At 36.5% G+C, this 20,137-nt stretch carries 15 protein-coding genes and 1 pseudogene; 4 read left to right on the top strand and 12 right to left on the bottom strand.

Going from position 1 to position 20,137, the window contains the following annotated elements; genetic code table 11:
- Positions 1 to 1,867: 1,867 nt before the first annotated feature.
- The 5 genes from BN1243_RS09515 to BN1243_RS22075 form a co-directional block, all read right to left on the bottom strand.
- On the bottom strand, positions 1,868 to 4,996 hold the full coding sequence (locus tag BN1243_RS09515) for a beta-galactosidase, LacZ type (protein WP_062106266.1): 3,129 nt from the start codon (positions 4,994 to 4,996) through the stop codon (positions 1,868 to 1,870).
- Positions 4,997 to 5,103: 107 nt separating this feature from the next.
- Entirely contained in the window at positions 5,104 to 5,835 is a 732-nt protein-coding gene (locus tag BN1243_RS09520) for a YqjF family protein (protein WP_062106268.1), read from the bottom strand.
- A 97-nt stretch (positions 5,836 to 5,932) separates the two neighbouring features.
- Positions 5,933 to 6,817, bottom strand: coding sequence for a glycoside hydrolase domain-containing protein (locus BN1243_RS09525; RefSeq protein WP_062106270.1), 885 nt, complete (start codon positions 6,815 to 6,817; stop codon positions 5,933 to 5,935).
- A 259-nt stretch (positions 6,818 to 7,076) separates the two neighbouring features.
- On the bottom strand, positions 7,077 to 9,137 hold the full coding sequence (locus tag BN1243_RS09530) for a catalase (protein WP_062106272.1): 2,061 nt from the start codon (positions 9,135 to 9,137) through the stop codon (positions 7,077 to 7,079).
- A 147-nt stretch (positions 9,138 to 9,284) separates the two neighbouring features.
- Positions 9,285 to 9,449 carry a hypothetical protein gene (locus tag BN1243_RS22075; protein WP_154669832.1) on the bottom strand — a complete coding sequence of 55 codons (165 nt, stop codon included), beginning with the start codon at positions 9,447 to 9,449 and terminating at the stop codon, positions 9,285 to 9,287.
- Between the two features lie 186 nt (positions 9,450 to 9,635).
- Between BN1243_RS22075 and BN1243_RS21695 the strand changes: the two genes are divergently transcribed.
- Positions 9,636 to 9,743: a YjcZ family sporulation protein gene (locus BN1243_RS21695; RefSeq protein ID WP_084781870.1), complete on the top strand. Its 108-nt coding sequence runs from the start codon at positions 9,636 to 9,638 to the stop codon at positions 9,741 to 9,743.
- Positions 9,744 to 9,812: 69 nt separating this feature from the next.
- Here the strand turns inward: BN1243_RS21695 and BN1243_RS09535 are convergent, their stop codons facing one another.
- Positions 9,813 to 9,995 carry a hypothetical protein gene (locus BN1243_RS09535; protein WP_062106274.1) on the bottom strand — a complete coding sequence of 61 codons (183 nt, stop codon included), beginning with the start codon at positions 9,993 to 9,995 and terminating at the stop codon, positions 9,813 to 9,815.
- A 252-nt stretch (positions 9,996 to 10,247) separates the two neighbouring features.
- Here BN1243_RS09535 and BN1243_RS09540 point away from each other — a divergent pair, with 252 nt between their 5' ends.
- From BN1243_RS09540 to BN1243_RS22855, 3 genes and pseudogenes are all read left to right on the top strand, one after another.
- Positions 10,248 to 11,093, top strand: a complete 846-nt coding sequence (locus BN1243_RS09540) for an MBL fold metallo-hydrolase (RefSeq protein ID WP_062106276.1) — start codon at positions 10,248 to 10,250, stop codon at positions 11,091 to 11,093.
- Positions 11,094 to 11,239: 146 nt separating this feature from the next.
- Positions 11,240 to 11,497, top strand: a pseudogene (locus BN1243_RS09545) (aconitate hydratase); the annotation flags it as partial.
- A gap of 19 nt (positions 11,498 to 11,516) precedes the next feature.
- Positions 11,517 to 11,645 carry a hypothetical protein gene (locus BN1243_RS22855; protein ID WP_268258069.1) on the top strand — a complete coding sequence of 43 codons (129 nt, stop codon included), beginning with the start codon at positions 11,517 to 11,519 and terminating at the stop codon, positions 11,643 to 11,645.
- Positions 11,646 to 11,704: 59 nt separating this feature from the next.
- Here BN1243_RS22855 and BN1243_RS09550 read toward each other — a convergent pair whose 3' ends face one another.
- The 6 genes from BN1243_RS09550 to BN1243_RS09575 form a co-directional block, all read right to left on the bottom strand.
- Positions 11,705 to 13,213 (bottom strand): PAS domain-containing sensor histidine kinase, encoded by a 1,509-nt coding sequence (locus BN1243_RS09550; RefSeq protein WP_230200312.1) that lies wholly within the window; start codon positions 13,211 to 13,213, stop codon positions 11,705 to 11,707.
- A gap of 153 nt (positions 13,214 to 13,366) precedes the next feature.
- Positions 13,367 to 14,296: an alpha/beta hydrolase gene (locus BN1243_RS09555; protein WP_062106283.1), complete on the bottom strand. Its 930-nt coding sequence runs from the start codon at positions 14,294 to 14,296 to the stop codon at positions 13,367 to 13,369.
- Positions 14,297 to 14,346: 50 nt separating this feature from the next.
- The gene (locus tag BN1243_RS09560) at positions 14,347 to 15,165 is read right to left on the bottom strand and encodes a histidinol-phosphatase (protein WP_062106285.1); all 819 of its coding nucleotides are present in this window, start codon (positions 15,163 to 15,165) and stop codon (positions 14,347 to 14,349) included.
- A gap of 128 nt (positions 15,166 to 15,293) precedes the next feature.
- Complete coding sequence (locus tag BN1243_RS09565) at positions 15,294 to 17,111, bottom strand: ABC transporter substrate-binding protein (RefSeq protein ID WP_062106287.1); 1,818 nt, start codon at positions 17,109 to 17,111, stop codon at positions 15,294 to 15,296.
- A 22-nt stretch (positions 17,112 to 17,133) separates the two neighbouring features.
- Entirely contained in the window at positions 17,134 to 18,645 is a 1,512-nt protein-coding gene (locus BN1243_RS09570; protein WP_230200158.1) for an ABC transporter permease, read from the bottom strand.
- Positions 18,646 to 18,661: 16 nt separating this feature from the next.
- The gene (locus tag BN1243_RS09575; protein ID WP_062106289.1) at positions 18,662 to 20,101 is read right to left on the bottom strand and encodes an ABC transporter permease; all 1,440 of its coding nucleotides are present in this window, start codon (positions 20,099 to 20,101) and stop codon (positions 18,662 to 18,664) included.
- Positions 20,102 to 20,137: the final 36 nt, after the last annotated feature.

Raw genomic sequence — 20,137 nt, forward strand, 5'->3', positions numbered from 1 at the left:
TATGAGCGAGATTCGGATTTTATGAGCGAGATTCGGATTTTATGAGCGAGATTCGGATTTTATGAGCGAGATTCGGATTTTATGAGCGAGATTCGGATTTTATGAGCGAGATTCGGATTTTATGAGCGAGATTCGGATTTTATGAGCGAGATTCGGATTTTATGAGCGAGATTCGGATTTTATGAGCGAGATTCGGATTTTATGAGCGAGATTCGGATTTTATGAGCGAGATTCGGATTTTATGAGCGAGATTCGGATTTTATGAGCGAGATTCGGATTTTATGAGCGAGATTCGGATTTTATGAGCGAGATTCGGATTTTATGAGCGAGATTCGGATTTTATGAGCGAGATTCGGATTTTATGAGCGAGATTCGGATTTTATGAGCGAGATTCGGATTTTATGAGCGAGATTCGGATTTTATGAGCGAGATTCGGATTTTATGAGCGAGATTCGGATTTTATGAGCGAGATTCGGATTTTATGAGCGAGATTCGGATTTTATGAGCGAGATTCGGATTTTATGAGCGAGATTCGGATTTTATGAGCGAGATTCGGATTTTATGAGCGAGATTCGGATTTTATGAGCGAGATTCGGATTTTATGAGCGAGATTCGGATTTTATGAGCGAGATTCGGATTTTATGAGCGAGATTCGGATTTTATGAGCGAGATTCGGATTTTATGAGCGAGATTCGGATTTTATGAGCGAGATTCGGATTTTATGAGCGAGATTCGGATTTTATGAGCGAGATTCGGATTTTATGAGCGAGATTCGGATTTTATGAGCGAGATTCGGATTTTATGAGCGAGATTCGGATTTTATGAGCGAGATTCGGATTTTATGAGCGAGATTCGGATTTTATGAGCGAGATTCGGATTTTATGAGCGAGATTCGGATTTTATGAGCGAGATTCGGATTTTATGAGCGAGATTCGGATTTTATGAGCGAGATTCGGATTTTATGAGCGAGATTCGGATTTTATGAGCGAGATTCGGATTTTATGAGCGAGATTCGGATTTTATGAGCGAGATTCGGATTTTATGAGCGAGATTCGGATTTTATGAGCGAGATTCGGATTTTATGAGCGAGATTCGGATTTTATGAGCGAGATTCGGATTTTATGAGCGAGATTCGGATTTTATGAGCGAGATTCGGATTTTATGAGCGAGATTCGGATTTTATGAGCGAGATTCGGATTTTATGAGCGAGATTCGGATTTTATGAGCGAGATTCGGATTTTATGAGCGAGATTCGGATTTTATGAGCGAGATTCGGATTTTATGAGCGAGATTCGGATTTTATGAGCGAGATTCGGATTTTATGAGCGAGATTCGGATTTTATGAGCGAGATTCGGATTTTATGAGCGAGATTCGGATTTTATGAGCGAGATTCGGATTTTATGAGCGAGATTCGGATTTTATGAGCGAGATTCGGATTTTATGAGCGAGATTCGGATTTTATGAGCGAGATTCGGATTTTATGAGCGAGATTCGGATTTTATGAGCGAGATTCGGATTTTATGAGCGAGATTCGGATTTTATGAGCGAGATTCGGATTTTATGAGCGAGATTCGGATTTTATGAGCGAGATTCGGATTTTATGAGCGAGATTCGGATTTTATGAGCGAGATTCGGATTTTATGAGCGAGATTCGGATTTTATGAGCGAGATTCGGATTTTATGAGCGAGATTCGGATTTTATGAGCGAGATTCGGATTTTATGAGCGAGATTCGGATTTTATGAGCGAGATTCGGATTTTATGAGCGAGATTCGGATTTTATGAGCGAGATTCGGATTTTATGAGCGAGATTCGGATTTTATGAGCGAGAAAACGCCGTTCACCAAGTGAACGGCGTTTTCTCGTTTCAAAATGGGATAATTGTAAATGAATACCGGTATTCACGATCCGCGTATAGTGTAAATTCAGGGTGCGTTTTCGCTCCCCAACTATCGTCGCCACCGACACCCATTTGTTTCGCATTCACATGGACAACTGTCTTTTCAATTTTAGGTAGTTTATAACTGTGGCTTGCTTCTTCCAATTCATCAGGTCTATAAGGAAGTACATTCAATTCAACATTTGGTTCGCCCAAAACCTTTAATCCGTAACTAGCGTCATTTCTAATTGTCGCCCATCTTACTTCTGTTTTATTTCCACACTCTTGCGGTTTTAAATAAGGGACATACTGATCTGCAACTTTCCCACTATAAACGCCAATTTTTGCACCTTTCGCCCGATCAAAGTAACTCTCATGCGGACCTTTTCCGTACCATTCCAGATTTTCAAATGAGCTCTCCATTGTGAAGAGCAATCCTACAGCTGGAATTTCTGGTAAATTAGCACCTGGTGACAAGTTAAAGTTAATTTCTACTTTTCCCGTTAAGTCAATTAAGTAATGAATCTCGCAAACAGATAATGTCGTTGTTGGTATTTCGTATTTTACTAATACTTCTGCTTTCCCGTCTTTTGACTCAAGATGAATCGATTGCAGTTGACGATTCTCACCTGCTTCCCTCCAAGTAGCACTCCGTTCATTTAACCTATTTCCTCTATCATTATCTGTCATCGCTCTCCAAAAATTTGGAATAATCGGCGATTTTAACATTTCTGTCCCTTTATACACATAGGAAACAAGGTCGCCAGTTTGTTTGTTAAAGCGGATTGTAAAGTTAGCACCAGACAAATTGTATTCTGTTCCATCTTCTTCAATACTTATTTCGCCGATACTAGCGGTTACTTCCCAATTCAATTGAGCATCCCGAAGAATAAACTGTTCAAAGGCAATTTCATGACCTTTTTCAGCCCATATTTGCTCTTTTTTTAAGTAAAATCCAATAGTCAAAATCAATTCCCCTAAATAATCATCAAATTCATCGATCGCAAAATCAAGTTGAACCAGTTTACTTTTACTAGGTTTCAGGGAAACTTCACTGCTGCCAGTTTTAATAACTTCCCCAGTAGCCATGACTTCCCAGCGCAATTCATACTCATCCAAATTTGTAAACAAATGTTTATTCACGATCTTTAGTTGGCCATTCGCAAGATCAGCTTCTTCAAACTCGATATTTTGATAACATTTTTTCACTTCATATAATTTTGGTGAAACTGTACCATCTGCAAAAATAACCCCATCACCAGAGAAATTCCCATCATGGGGTGATTCCCCGAAATCCCCACCGTACGCAAGATATTCTATGCCATCAGCTGTTTTTGTGCGAAGCGCTTGATCTTTCCAATCCCATATAAAAGCGCCTTGTAAGATTGGATATTTATCGAACATCTCAGTATATTGGAACAGGTTTCCACACGAGTTGCCCATTGCATGCATATATTCACATATAATATATGGCTTTGCTTGTTCACTTGATTCCATTGCTTTTAGAGCATACTCTTCGATCATTTTTGGACTTTTATACATCGTACTTTCAATATCTGAGGCTGCCTCAGAGGGGCGATAATGAAATACTCCCTCATAATGAACAAGACGGGATGGGTCATTTTCTTTAAAAAACTGATGCATTTTTAAGAAATTATCGCCACCAAATGATTCATTACCAAGTGACCACATAACAATCGAGGGATGATTTTTATCCCGTTGAAACATGGAGTTGCAACGGTCAAGAACATTTTCCGTCCATTCTGGTTTACTTCCTGGAAGCGTATCTTCCAATTCCTTCTGACCGTAGCGCCAAGTGCCATGGGTTTCTAAATTGGTTTCATCAATCACATATAAACCGTATTCGTCACATAATTCATAAAAATATGGATGGTTCGGGTAATGAGATGTTCGAACCGCATTAATGTTATACTTCTTCATCAACTGAACATCATGTACCATATCTTCGTAGTCTATAGCACGTCCTTTATCAGCCGTAAATTCATGACGGTTGACACCTTTAAAAACAATCCGCTCGCCATTTATTTTCATTAACCCATCTTTGATTTCAAATTTTCGAAACCCAACTTTACAGCTTTCCGTTTCAATCAGGTTGCCATTTTCATCCTTTAAACTTAAAACAAGTGTATATAAATTGGGTTGCTCCGCGCTCCATTTCAATGGACTATTTATATGAGTAGAAAGATTAATATCGATTTCATCTTTTTCAGACAAATCTACAGCCGCAGTTACGGGGTCAAGTAAAACTGGATTTTTTTCATGATCGTACAGCATTGCCTCAAAAGTAATCTTCCCGTTTTTCCCTTCGAAATAGTTGCCGATCGTAGCTTTAATATTCAACTCTGCATCTTCGTACTGCTCATTTAATTCTGTATTGACAAAGAAATCTTGAATGTGAAATTTTGGCGTTGAGAATAAATACACGTCTCGGAAAATTCCACTCATTCTCCAAAAATCTTGATCCTCCAACCAACTTGCATCACACCAACGATACACCTCAACTGCCAGTTTATTCTCACCCGTTTTCAAATAAGGTGTCAAATCAAATTCTGCTGGTGTAAAAGTATCTTCGCTATATCCAACAAGTTCTCCGTTTAGCCAAACGTAAAAAGCAGATTCTACCCCTTGAAAGCTTATGTATACTGGTAGACCTTCCCATGACTCTGGTACTACGAATTTCTGAATATATTGTCCAACAGGATTGTAATTAGTTGGAGCAAAAGGGGGCTTTATATCATCCTTTTCTACCCAAGGATAAACGACATTCGTGTATTGCGGATAATCGTAACCTTGTAATTGCCAGTGTGCTGGAACCATAATTTCATCCCAACTACTACTATCAAAATCATTTTGATAAAATTCAAGATTTCTCTTATCTGGAGTTTCAAAAAAAGCGAATTTCCATTTTCCATTAAGCGATCGATAGTATTCAGAGCTTTCCCGCTTAGCTCTCAACGCCTGCTCTACTGTTTTATATGGCATTAATGTCGCATGCGCTTTCATTCGGTTCAATTGAAAAATTTCCGGGTTATTATTCCACTCAGGATAGCCATTTTTCGGTGGTGTATAGGTGATCTTTTTTAACTGTTTTAACATATTGATACCCCTTTCTATCATTATCGAATTCTACTTATTTTTATTTTACACAACTTTCACTAATGTCTAAAGTAAATTAATTAACAAACTTTAAATTATTCCCTCCCCTAATTTAATTCCTTCAATAACCAAGCAAATACTTGCTTATCTGCAGCTAAGTGAAAGGATGGTTTATTAAAATAACTTTGATTAAGCAATTTGGTCGCCATTGTATTTTTGATGAAATCAGCTTCAGCGTGACCCACCCTCCAACGATCATGGTGAATGTCACCTCGATATACCCGATTCCTTTTCGTGACAAAAAAGCAGTACCTTTCAAATAACCAAAATTCTAGACTACCTTGTTTTGGAATAAACAGGGGAGATGTTGGACGATATTGAATCTGTAATTTCTCTTCTTCTCCCCTGTTGCTATGAAATTGAGTTATATCACCATCCTGATCTATTTTCATTTGGGCATATCGATACGGTAAAAGTGCACCGATTTTCGCTCCTAAAACAGCCATCCATTTATTAGCATCCATAGACAGAAAATAAATACCAGGTGTCCCTTTATATTTTACATACGTCCGAATATTCAGTTCTAAATACTTACCTATATATGGGAATGAGGGCTGACAGCGAAATCTCATTCCAGTAACGCGAAAAGGAATAATACCTAACCATGCCTGTCCATTAAATAAATCTAATTCAAATTGGGGAGGAACCTCTGCACGTAATATTCCTTCCGGTACAATCCAATGGCAAAAAAGTAATTGATGCCATTTCTGTGTCATGATCCAAGGTGTTTGAGGCACTGGAAACGGCCTCTGAGTTATTTCTAAAAATTCCTTATGCAATGTAAGAACCTCCTGACTGGATTATCCTTAGCTTTCCCTATCTAAAAAAGACAATCCGCCACTATAACAAAAAAAGGACTAGCATAACCAGTCCCAATTACCACAAATAATTAAGCAGTTCTCCTTTAAAAAGATTTGTGTCAATATTACAAGTTTCTGCATCAATTCCATATTGCCAGCCCAATACGAAGCTGCCTTCTGGAGCCACCGGTTTGTACTCAGGTGCTTTTTCCTTAGATGTTATTCCTTCTTGAGGGTAAGCTGTCCATAAAATTGTCTTGTTTTTTAAGTCTTTATTTTCTTCAGCGGCTGCACCGAATACGGAAAAAAGTTTTTGTTCTTCTGAAAAGACACCATAGATTCCTGGCTCATATTTAGACTTCGAAACTTCATCAAACCAACCTTTTATAAATTCAGCATCGACTTGAAAATCCGGTTCAATGTCAGCAAAAATAGCCTTTCCTTCAGGCACACCCAATTGTTCAGCCATTTTAATAGCCTCATTTGCATGATCTTTACCATGATCATAGCCTCTTGCGTCGGTTATTAAGTTGTAAATGACTAATATTTTAATATCTTTTGAGTGTAAAAACTTTATTTCATCTTTAGTTAGAGCTGTTGATACATTTTCAATATCTCCTAAATATCTCCCCCACACTGCTGGTTTATCAAAATGATCAACAACACACGAATAAAACTTATCATCCGTTAAATTTGCCGAATCGACTCCCCAATATATTTTTTCTTTATCTTTGTCCTTTTCTTTATCTTTATTTTTATCTTTATCTTCTTCCTTATTATTATCTTTGTCCTTTTCTTTTTCCTTCTCTTTGTCTTTTTCTTCACTGTCGACCTGTTCTTGATTATTATTATCATGCTCACTAATTGAATTCCGTTCTAAGATGCTGAGCATATAGAAAAATAGTGGGACTATGAATATAGCTATAGCAATTTTTAAATATAACTTGCCCTTTTGGCTCACTAAGTTTCCCTCCCTCTAATACCTTCATATGCTTTGAAGGAGTAGAGGGAGACGGCTAATAGGAAAAAGCCAATCGTAAATTACAAACAATTGGCTTAATTGGCAAGATTATTTTTTGCAAGCTCCTCATTTATGTTTTCACTACAATATCACCAAACAAGTTTTGAGGGAGTCCCACTTCTTTTAAATCGATCATTTTTCATAATTTCTTACGGCTTAATTACTCAAAATCATTATTGAATTTCTTGTACCAACTGTACTATTTCCGATCCCAAAAACGTTGCTGAGCGATCGCAGATACGAAATCCTCTCCAAAGTTTGGATTATTATTAGAAAAAACAACACCAGCCAAATTATTATTTTCTGATGGTTGAATAAAGGGCTGACCTGTCGAAGCAACACCAATTGGTTTAAAATGTTTATATGCTTCATTTACGTATTCGGTAACATCAGACCTGAATTTCATTTCGTTTCTAGAATTTCCACCAACGACATACAAGGCATCAACTAGATAAGGGCTAGTTGTAATAAACGTCTCATCAATTTTAAGTTTTGTTCCATCGGAAGCTGTGACAGAACCAAGCGTTTCACTTATGATGACTACAAAAACTCCAGATTGTTGTAATACATTTAGTACATTTGTTACCTCATTACCATTAAAACCATTGCCAATAAGAACTCCTACTTTTTGTGTATAGGCAGAACGAGGGGTACTGTACTGGCTAAGTGAAGGATAGCTTGCTGATACAGGTACATGGGTTCCACTTGGCCGAGCTACTCCAATATTATCAGCAACGATATATGCCAATTCTTGATCGACATTAACTAATAAATCGACGTTTTGCTGGCGAACAGACTCGCTTTTTACTTTTCCGAGTTGATAGCTAAACCCTTCAATGGTGTGTTGCTTTTCAACAGGTGTCAAACTATTCCAAAATATCCTCGGTTGCGAAAAATAATCTTTGAAAGAATCGCTTCTAGCACGTATTACGTGACCCTCAACTTTTTTCGGATAAGATTCGTAGCCGCCTTCTTCAGGAGGTGTCGTGTAAGGCGTGTTATTTGCTAGTGAATTGTTATGATAGTTAACCTTATCTACATCTATTCGCTGTCTCATGTAACCGCGTCTCTGATTATTATGAAATGGGCAGAGAGGACGATTAATTGGTAATTCAACGTAATTAGAACTGCCAAGTCGATGTTGCTGGGTATCTCTATACGCCATTAATCTTCCCTGCAGCACAGGGTCATTGGAAAAGTCAATTCCTGGAACGACATTTGCAGGGTTAAAAGCAACTTGTTCAGATTCCGTAAAATAATTATCAATGTTTCGATTCAATGTCAGCTTACCAATTATTTGAACAGGGATAAGCTCTTCCGGCCAAAATTTAGAAGGGTCGAGAACATCAAAATCATACTTGAATTCATCTTCCATTGGAATGAGCTGGACACCTAACTCATATTCAGGGTAGGCACCGCGGTCAATTGCCTCTCTAAGATCTCTTCTGTGAAAATCGGGGTCAAGTCCGCCAATTTTTAATGCCTCATCTTGAAGTAGAGAATGAACACCAAGGACTGGCTTCCAGACATACCTAACAAAGGTTGCTACTCCTTGTTCATTTACAAATAGGTACGTATTAATAGACCAGGATTCCATCATTCGGTAACTTCGTAAAATGCCTCGATCGGACATAATCCATTGCACCATATGTAGCGCTTCTGGATTATTAGCTACATAATCCCAAAACCTATCGTGCGCACCGCTAGCTGTTGGTATATCATCATCCTGTTTCGATTGGTACGCATGCATTGCATCCGGAAATTTCATAGCATCTTGATTAATCAAGACAGGCATAGCAATTGTTGTCAAATCGAGATTTCCTTCTTCTGTATACAATTTCACTCCTTTACAACGTAAATCCCTCGCAGTATCATACGATCCTTTTGCTCCTTGTACAGTAGAAAAACGAACAGTTAATGGCGTCTTTTTTCCCGGTTCCTGTAAAAAACCCGCTTTTGTTACATGTTTCATGGACTGATAACATTCAAACTCCCCATGTGCACTATAACCTCTTGCATGGACCACTCTTTCTGGTATCTCTTCATGCACAAAATGCGACATTTTTTCAAAAAACTCATAGTCCTGACGTAATGATGGCCCTCGTATTCCGGCTTTTAATTGATCCTGATCTTGTGACTTTTTCTTCCCTTCCTGTGTTGTCATTGGCTTACCTGTATTGTTTACACGAAACTCATCCAATTGTTCCTGTTTAGTATTTGTGTTAATAGGCTTTTTGTTTCTTGATGACTTTTCATCCATGTTATCACCCATCCTTACTTTTAAACTAGATCAACTACATATATACATATGAATTTTCTGAAAGTTTATTATAAATCTTTCCTTTACAATGACTTAAAAAGAAAGGGTCTTTTAAAGTGGGTAAAGCCTCTGCCAAAAGTTTTAACATTATTGGCACTTATTGTTTTTGTGAATATTATTGCTAATGTTGTCCATTTCGTTATCTTGGCCAAACTCTACATTAACATTTTCTAAATCTAGCTCTTGGTTATGGTTATGATCATCTTTACGTTTTCGATTATGAAGTTCATTCTTTTTATTATCCCTAGCCATAGTCAATCTCTCCTTAAATTTACATTTTAATAACTTTACTATTCCTAAACGTATTGTGCCGTTTCTTCCACAAAGTATTCTTTAAAGTATTTTCATATCTATTTTAAAAATATAGGCGTTTATCCTTCCGTTTTTCTTTCAGTAACATAAAGTATTACGGAATGATTCTTAGGAGGTGGGTTTTGTATGAGCGCAGGCGGAGTTGGTTTTGGCGGAGGATTTGCGCTAATTGTTGTTTTATTTATCCTCCTGATTATTGTAGGTGCCGGTGGATTTATCGGAGGCGTTTACTAATCAAATGTTGATATAAATGAAGCACCAAAAACCCGAAAATACGATTTAACCGGGTTTTTGGTGCTTTTTTTATTGCATACTGGAGCTTCCCGAAGCTTGATTATTTTGGGATCCCCCTGTTTGCCCTCCCATATTAGATAACTGCGGAATCATATTTTGAAGTTGGCCAGCACGCCCCGTCATCATACTATAGGCAGCAGCACCGATACCGATCGATGCGATAATAGGCAATACTTGAATATTGTTTTTCATTATTATGTCCCCTTTCATTTGCTTTTGGAACAACTTTAGTATTTGTCTTATTTCTTGAACTTTACCAAGCAGAAATATCCAAAAAGGTAATAAAACACTAGTGTCCTTCGTAATGAAAACGCATGAATTTTTTAGAATTGAGAAAACTATCACTGCTCAGTGAGGGAAATTATCATCACTGATTATTACTCTATTGACGCCAACATACAGCTAAGCATTGTGTAATAAATAATTAGGAAGGGGTTTTCCCTTTTGGATAAAGAAATTACCTATGGAAATGATTATAAATACATCCCTGCAACTTCGGTAGATCATCTAATTGGTCATGAAGTTTTACCAGACTTGTTCGCTTATACGATTCAAATTGTCAATATTGCTTTTGTTGGTCATCCAGATAGTCAAAAGTTTGTATTGGTTGACGCGGGAATGCCACACTCGGCTAGCCAAATCATGGCTATCACAGAGAAACGTTTTGGAGAAAACAAACGACCTGAAGCAATTATTTTAACCCACGGTCATTTTGATCATGTTGGTGGGATTGTAGAATTAGTTGAGCATTGGAATATACCAGTATTTGCGCATGAATTAGAACTCCCCTTTTTAACAGGGCAAAAAAGCTATCCCGAGCCTGATTCTACGGTTGAGGGCGGACTAGTTGCAAAAATGTCACGTATGTTTCCAATTGAACCGGTAAATCTCGGAAATCATATCAAAAAGTTACCTGACGATGGAAGTGTCCCATTTATGCCAGGCTTCCGCTGGATTCATACACCCGGACACTCTCCAGGCCATGTCTCGTTTTTTAGAGATGAGGACAGGGCCTTAATTGCTGGGGATGCTTTTATTACAGTAAAACAGGATACTTTATATAAAGTCTTTACCCAAAAACAAGAAATTAATGGGCCACCCCGATATCTAACACCTGACTGGAATGCCGCATGGGATTCAGTCAAAAAATTGGCAACTCTCAAACCATCTATAGCTGTAACAGGCCACGGTTTGCCGATGGAGGGTGACATTTTAACAAATAGTTTAGAAAAACTTGTAAATGAATTCGATAAAATTGCCATTCCGGATTACGGTAAATTTGTTAATTAATTTTATTCAGTAAGAAACAAACACAAACTGCAACAACCCCGAAATTGTCAGTTGAATTTTGCTCTTACTAGTCGTAATCCCTCGCTATTTTTTCTAGTGGGGATTACGACTAGTTAATGCGGTATAAAAATAGAAGGAGAAAGGATATGGCACAAAATATTACACAAAGACTCATCCAATCACACATTGTTTCTGGAGAAATGACAGTAGGTAATGAAATTGGCTTGAAAATCGACCAAACACTTATGCAAGATGCGACAGGAACAATGGTTATGCTTGAACTAGAGGCAGTGGGAATTGATCAAGCAAAAACAGAGGCTTCAGCACAATATGTCGACCACAACATTATTCAAGTAGATAATAAAAATGCAGATGAACATCTTTTCTTAGAAAGTGCTGTGCAAAGCGTGCGAAGGAACAGGCATGTTAGCTGATGATGAAGGTTGGCAATATGGTTGTAGCGTTTGTCATGGGGATGGTAACTTACATCCAAATAATGAACAGTCACCGAAGATTATGTCTGTTGACGAAAACAATCGATTGTTGGACTAAAAAAAAACAAATAGTGCCTTTAAAATGTAGACGTTACACTTTCAAAGGCACTTTTCCATTTAGCTGGCATCTTCATACGGAAGCAGAATTTGAACACAAGTCCCCTCCCCCTCTTCACTATTAAAGCGGATTGTTCCTTTATGGTCTTCAATAATTTTATAACTGACCATGAGTCCAAGTCCTGTTCCCTTTTCTTTGTTCGTATAAAAAGGCTCCCTAAGACGTTTCAACCCTTCTTTTGAAATTCCTTTTCCTTCATCTTGAATTTCAATAATGACAAATCCATCTTCTCCAATGAATGTACGAATTTTAATCTTCCCACCCATTGGCATCGATTCGATTCCGTTTTTTACTAAGTTAATAATAACCTGCTTAATTTGTTTAGATTCACAATAAACATAAGGCACCTTTTGAAATTCAAAAAAGAACTTTACATTGTTCATTACAGCTTCCGGATTCATGAAGGATATAACTTTATGAAGAATATGATTAATATTTTCCTTTTTAAATATGATTTCTTTTTGTGGCTTAGCAAGGTATAGAAATTCACCCATTATTGATTCAATTCGTTCAAGTTCAGATAAAATAATGTCACTATAAGAGCTACTTGATTCTTCAGATAATAATTGTACAAAGCCTTTGACAGCTGTTAACGGATTTTTTATTTCATGGGCAATTCCTGCTGCTAATTGGCCAACTACACCTAACTGGTCTAATTGTTTAATTTGGTCATTTTTTTCCTTTAATTCTGTAATATCCTTCAAGATACTTATATGTCTTTTAACTTTACCGTTTGCTTCAACTATTGGTGTTATATCTAAAATATACCAGCTGTAGGAATCGCTTTCATTTTCTTTAACCTTAAGTTCCATCGACCTTGGACTTGTTCCACCATTATCAAAAAAGGATAATACTTTATCACTATCCGCAATTTGAAAATGTTCTAAGATTAATCGAGGATTTCCATAATAAGACTCAACTGAAACTCCTAGTCTTTTTCCAATAGTAGGACTAATATATATAAATTTGTGATTTTCTAGATCGTAAAGAGCAATCATTTCATTAATATGTTTTGTTATGTCTAATAATAGATTTTCTTCTAATTCTTGTGTTTCGTTTTGCATTTTAATAAGCATCTTGTACTCCATGATTTCCGTTAAATCTTTTATAACAGTCATGAACGCCATAATCTCTTCATTTTCATCATAAACGGGTGTTACAGTTATTTTTGCTGGAAACATGTCACCATTTGCTTTCACCATTCGTCGAAAAGTTGCTTTTTCCCCATTCAAAATATACTGCATCGTTCTGTAAAATTCACATTTCTCATTTTTGGACTGTAGGGAAATAAACTGTCCCTCTATTTCTGTTAATGAACGACCAAAAAGCAATTCAAATGCTGGATTAACTATAAGGATTTGACCCGTTAAATCCATAATTGCGGCTGCTTCTTCATACTGATCAAAGAAAGTAGAACGCCAAGATATATTGAAATTATTGATCATATATGTTGATTGCTCCACGGAATGTCCCACAGCCTGCATCCAACTTTGGGATTTCTTCAACACCTGCTCCAAACAATCAGTCCCCCTTTGCCGCTTCCTTTCTTATTCCATGGAAATTGCAAAATCTCAACAATACTATTCTACCAGAAAATTGCAAAAAAATAACTAAAAAATAGAAAAAATATAAATTTTTCGTCAAGCATCTAGTTATTTAGTTTAGTTGATCTGCTTAATTAGCCAATGATGGACAAAATCATACACTTCTTCTCTATTTAGTTCATTTAACATTTCGTGTCTAGCATTCTCAAAAAAGTACGTTTCAAGATTTAAAAGACCATTTTGTTTATACTGGCTTATTACTTTCTTAACACCTGATAAATTATCTCCAACTGGGTCTTTTTCACCACTGAAAATTAAAATAGGTAAGTTTTTTCTAATCTTATTTATTTTCTCGGAATCATGAATCTTTTCCAATCCGGAAAATAAATCAAGAAAAAACCCCGAGCTACAGATGAAACCGCAAAGCGGGTCTTGAATATAGTCATCCACAACTATATTATTACGGGTAAGCCAATCAAATTCTGTTCTTGGTAAATCGATCCCTTTATTAAAGGCCCCAAAAGAAAGCCGATTTAGTAAGGGACTCGGAGCTTTAGCTCCCTTTGTACGTACTTCTATTTTTGCTATTAATTTACCTATTTTTCCCGCTAAACCAGGATTTCCTCTCGTTCCTGATAAAATAACCCCTTGAACAGTTTCTGAATAGCATTGTATATATCTTCTCACCAAAAAAGAACCAAGACTATGGCCCAGAAGGAAAATCGGAATAGCTGGATTCTCAGCCTGGATGACTCGATTAATGGAGTACAAATCGTTAACTACCCGATCAAACCCATTTTCGTCTGCAAAAAAACCTAGAGTTCCTGTTCTTTCTCCTGTCAGTCCATGTCCGCGATGATCGTTCCCATAAACTACAAATCCTTTTCCGACTAGGAATTTAGCAAAATGGTCGTATCTTTCAATGTGTTCAGCCATTCCGTGTACGAGATGTAAAACAGCTTTTGGAGCGCGGTCCTCGCCCTTCCATGACTTTAAATGTATATCGACTCCATCATCCATTGCGAGCCACTCCGATAGAACTGCCATTGCTCATCTCCTCTATTATTTAGTTGCACTTACAGGTGATCCCCATCATTTCATAGCGGAGTTAGAAACATATCCTTTTGTGAAAAATAAGCCCATTCTTTAAATCCAATTTCTTTCAGGCGCTTGCGAACGTTCTCGAAATCATCGCCAACCCTTTCCGGATCATGAGCATCCGATCCAAACGTCACGTTTACACCATAATGGTGAGCCATTGCTAGAATTTCATCGGAAGGATACCAACCACCGCAGTCCTTTGTTTTTCCGGACGTATTAATTTCAATTGCTACATTATTTTCAGCAATCACCCGTAAAGTTCTTTCTAATGCGACTGTTTCGATCGATGAAAAAGAAGGATAATATCCTTTCATCGCATCTATATGACCTAAAATTTGAAATAAGCCGCTTTTAGCAGATTGTTCAATAAGCCCATAATATTCTTCTTTCGTTTGAACCTTTTCTTTTTCAGTTAGTCGATTCCAACGATTTTTATTAAAAATAGACACTCCACCAACATGATGAACAGATCCAATAATATAATCAAACGGATATTGTTTAAACTGCTCTCGATAAAGGTCAATATGTTTTGGAAAGAAGTCCGATTCTACTCCCAATAACACTTCAATCTTTCCCTTATATTCCTCTTTTAATTGAAGAACTTCTATTACATACTCTGCAAAACTACTCTTCGCCATCGCTATACCAGGATGAAGGTGATCTTGCTCACTAGCAAAATAGGGAGAGTGGTCAGAAATCCCAATAATATTGAAACCACGATCGATCGCCGCTTCAATGTAATCGCGAATTTTGCCTCGAGCATGTCCACAACGATCATGATGCGTATGAAAATCAAATTTTAAATCAGATTGCATTGAATCCACCCTTTTTTGTTTTATATTGTATTAATACTCCATATAGAGCAATATACCTCCTTTTATTCCAAAATCATCTAAAACTAATATGAAAAACCAGAGATAAATATTACCCCTGGTTTTCTTAATTATTTACTTTCCCTATATTTATTTAAGTATTCCTTTACTTTTTCAGGATCAGCCTTCAACTCATTACCTGTGTTTACAAGTGGACTAACAGTTGAAACAGCTTTAATTTTATTTCCTTGATAGAAATCTAAAATTTCATCCTGATTAATAGAGTAAAGAACTGCTTTTCTTAAATCCTCGCTCTTTGCTACTTCACGATTTTCCGTGTTAAAGAGTAAGTAAGTCGCCGAGTTACTAGGGATTGATTGTAATTGTAATTTCGCATCGTTTTCCACAATATCATATTTTGTTTCAGGTACACCATAGTACACGTAAATTTCACCATTTCTTAAAGCAGATAAAGTGCTATCAGCATCTGCGATAAAGCGAAGTTTAACTGTACTAATTTTCGCTTCACTTTCCGTACCTTTCATATAACCAGGGTTTTTATAAAGGATTGCTTCATAATCATTTTTATAAGCTAAAATATATGGACCACTTGCATAAAGGTGATTATCGTATTTATCGCCTTCTGTAACAGTACTTTGGTCACCATAAGCAATATCTTTATTCGGATCATAAGAAGCAACATCATAAGTGTTAATACTTTCAACTTGATCTTTAGAAACAATACCTGCTGATTGGTGTGCCAAATAATTTAATACTTGCGGGAAAGGTTCAGTTGTCGTTAATTTAACAACTTGGTATTTTCCATCTTTATTGTTAACTTTTGATTTATCTGTCACAAGTTCACTAATTTTTGCATCTAGACCATTCTCAAGTGCTTCCTTTATTGTACCTTCACCATTGGATTGCTGTTTATCTAATTCAGCTAGATCTGTTACAGCTTCTACATCTTTAATATGTTCATGCAGGCTATATGTGCGGTGATCAGGAACAGAGTCTTTATCCTTCGCACGATTTAATGAGAAAATAACATCTTCCGCACCTACAAGCTCACCGGTATCTTCAACCTTTTTATCAGTGATTTTAGCAAAATTAATATCATCGCGTAATACGAAATAGTATTCTGAATTTCCTTCAGCAATGCTATGGTTATAGGACAATGAGCCATCAGAAGTAACCTGATCATCATCCGTTAAGTTTACAAGACGAACATACATATTTGTATTGATCATATTAATGGAACCATCATTCCCTTTTATTGGGTCAAGAGATGTCAATGTAGATGATGCCTGTGACATAATAAACGGTTCTGTATCTCGTTTAGATTCATCATTAAAGTCTACCGTTTCCCAAGCAAAGGAACGAGACTTAGACAGTCTAACAGATTCAGGTTTTAACACATCTTTATTAAGTGCTTGTGTTTTGTAAGAGCTATAAAGCGGAGCAATATATGCTTTATCAAAAACGAGACGTTGCTCAAGTTGCTTATATGTTTCAACATATTCTTCTGGCGTTTCTGTACTTGCCTTATCAATCAATTTATCAATTTCTTCATCTGAAATAATACTATAATCCCCTCCGGAGATGAAGAGTGAGCGGACAGCATAATCCGGATTACCTGTTACAGTTGTCCAACCTGATAGAGAAACATCGAAATTCCCAGCATCTTCTTGCGCCTTAAAGCTACCGTAATCTGGTTGGATATTCAGTTTTACTTTAAATCCATTTTTCACAAGTTGATCTCGAACAATATTTAAATCATCTTCTCCACTGCTCATTCCAAGAATTTCTATTTCAACCGGTGTTTGATCCCCTTCTGTAGCAGTATTGCTACTAGGATTTTTTTCTTTTTCAACATTCGACTTTGTATTGACGCAACCAGCTGCTACTAATACAAATGCCAACAAAATGGCAAACAGACCTTTTTTCATTTTCGTTTCCTCCTTGAAGTATTTAATCTAATTTAGGATCTAGCGCATCTCTAAGTGCATCACCTAAAAAGTTGAAAGATAGTACAAGTAAAATAATCGCTAGTCCTGGATAAATCGCCAAATAAGAATTTGTTTCTAAATACGTACTTCCTAGTTTTAAAATATTTCCCCACTCCGGAATATGCGGTTCTACACCTAAACCTAAATAACTCAAACTGCTCGTTGCAATCACTGCTCCACCGATAGTTAGAGTTGCCTTAACAATCATTGGTGCTAACGAATTAGGAACAATATGTTTAAAAATAATCGAAAAATCACTGGATCCAAGTGCACGTGCAGAATCAACATATTCAAAATTCGAAACCATCAAAACATTCGCTCGCATAGTCCGTGCATATGTCGGGATCGAACCAACACTGAGCGCCAATATTAAGTTAACTGTATTAGCTCCAAATGCAGCAATGATTGCGATCGCTAATAAAATACCAGGTACAGCATATAAAACATCAAGTAAGCGCATGATGATATTATCTGTCCTCGGACCATAATAGCCGGCTAATGCACCTAAAATACCACCTAATAGTGCAGGGATTAACGTGGAAACAACACCAACAATTAGAGAGATTCTCGCTCCAAAAATAATTCTTGAAAATAGATCTCTTCCAAAATTATCGGTGCCTAACGGATATTCAAGACTAGGCGTTTGTAAAATCGCACCATAATTATTTTCAACCGCCATTTCATAATCAAAGGTAAATGGGCTACAAATCGAGATTGAAAAGATCAATACGATAAAGAAAAAGCCAAGCATCGCTGTGTTATTGCGTGTAATTTTTGCCCATACTCCATTCCATTTCCCGATGGTAGATTGATCGTTTCTTATTTTAACCAATAAGTTTAAACCTAGTAATAACGCAAATAGATTTCCCGTAAGTGTTGTAAGTAATAACGGAATCGCTATATATAGCATCCATCTTGGAGCTTCATTTCCCCGGACATATTTAGCTACTAGCAGTAAAACAACAAGATCAAAAATAACTAGTCCGATAAAAAGAAGCATAGCTAATGGAAAAGTATCTGTAACATAAGGTTTGAATATATTTAATGCAGAAATCGCAATAATAAAAATTTGATTAAGCAGCATATAAACTGAAAAAGTATACTCTGTCTCCCTATTCTCCTTAACCAAGTTAAAAGCAAAGGACACTACAAATATATTTCCAGTAAAAACGCTAAGCAAAAGAAGATATCCCCATTTTCTTGTAGACTGCTTAATATACCCATATTTTCCGAGATTTTGTTTAATAATCAAGGTTACGACCATTTGCAGCAATGTAAAAATCGCGTACAGACAAAATATAACAAATATGATTGGTTTTACGGTGCTTGTTGCAAAGTCAAAACTAGTCAATAACAAAACAACCGTAAGTATTAGTGACAAAATCCAAGAAAAATTGGCTTGCGTATATTCTGATGATAATTTCAGGGCATGTTCTTTTTTAAAACTTGTAAGTTCATTCATGTTTTTCGCCATCATTTCTACACCTGCTTTAATACTGTCTCATTTTCGAGCGAATGCGTGGATCAAAAAACGCATACGAGATGTCAATAATTAAATTTACTAATGAAATCGTTATAGCTACGTAAACAACCCCACCCATAATGCTCGGAATATCTGGGATAAATTGTTTATCAACGATATAACTTCCAATCCCACTAATATTGAAGACTTTCTCTGTTACTGCTGCTCCTCCAAGCATGCCGCCAAAAAGCAAGCCGATAACGGTAATAACCGGGATAATGGCATTTCCAATCGCATGTTTCCATAGAACTTGGTTATAACCTAATCCCTTTGATTTTGCCGTCAAAATATAATCTTCATTGATAACCTCTAGCATAGAAGATCTAGTCATTCTGGCTACTGAAGCCGTCAAGGCTGTACCAAGAACAACAACAGGCATGATCATCGATAAACTATTTCCCGGACTATATGTAGCAGGTAACCATTGTAATTTAATAGAAAAGTTTAAAATAAAGATTAATCCTTGCCAAAAATTAGGTATCGATAAACCAATTAACGCTAAAAACATAAATGAATAGTCAAGGAACGAGTTTGGTTTTGTTGCTGATATAATTCCAATTGGAATAGCAATAACAATTGCCATAACAAGCGAAATCATTGTTAAAGTAAATGTAATCGGAAATTTATTAGCTATACTTGCTGCTACATCCTCATTTCCTGTGAATGAATTTCCCAAATCAAATGTTAAGATCCCTTTTACAGCTTCCCAAAGTTGAACGAGGTAAGGCTGATCCAATCCATATATTTGGTTAAATGAGGCAATCTGTTCTTTTGTCGCCGTTTCACCTAATATATTAGCAGCTGGATTAAATGGTGATATATATAAAATAGTAAAGACAAATATAGCTACTCCAACTATGACAAATAAACTCATAATTAATCTTTCAAATATATACTTTAAATAAGAATTACTATATAAAAAGATCAATAAGTACATTGGCAAACCTGGAATCAATGTTAAAACAAAAAAAAGCGGAGTTGACAGCAAAGCTTGAAAGCAACTCGTAAATGTTAGTTTTTGTACTTTTTGAACGTCTAATTGTTCGTCAACTTGTTCTTGCAATGTCTTAGCAAACTTTATATCCGTCCATTTTTTTATCTGTCGATCCATTTCCTTTTGATTAATCTTTTTACCGAAGAACGTTTGCTTCCGAATGTACTCATCTTTAAATTCAGAGGCTAACTGTTCTTTGTAGCCAGATTCTAATAATTTTGCACGTGTTTCCCTTAATATAGACAAGTACATATCTTGTTTTTGTTTATATAAGTAGTAAAAAAACACCACAACATGAACAGGCAAACCCAAAAGGATAACCCAAAATTTATAGGAAGAATGACTCATGATCTTACCATAAACATAACTGAGATTACTTAATAATTTGGGTTGATTTGGAGCTCTTCCATCCATAAAGTCGCCCCCTCCCTTTTTAAATTGCATAATTCC

The organism is Bacillus niameyensis, from assembly GCF_001375535.1.
Lineage (GTDB): Bacteria > Bacillota > Bacilli > Bacillales > Bacillaceae_C > Lederbergia > Lederbergia niameyensis.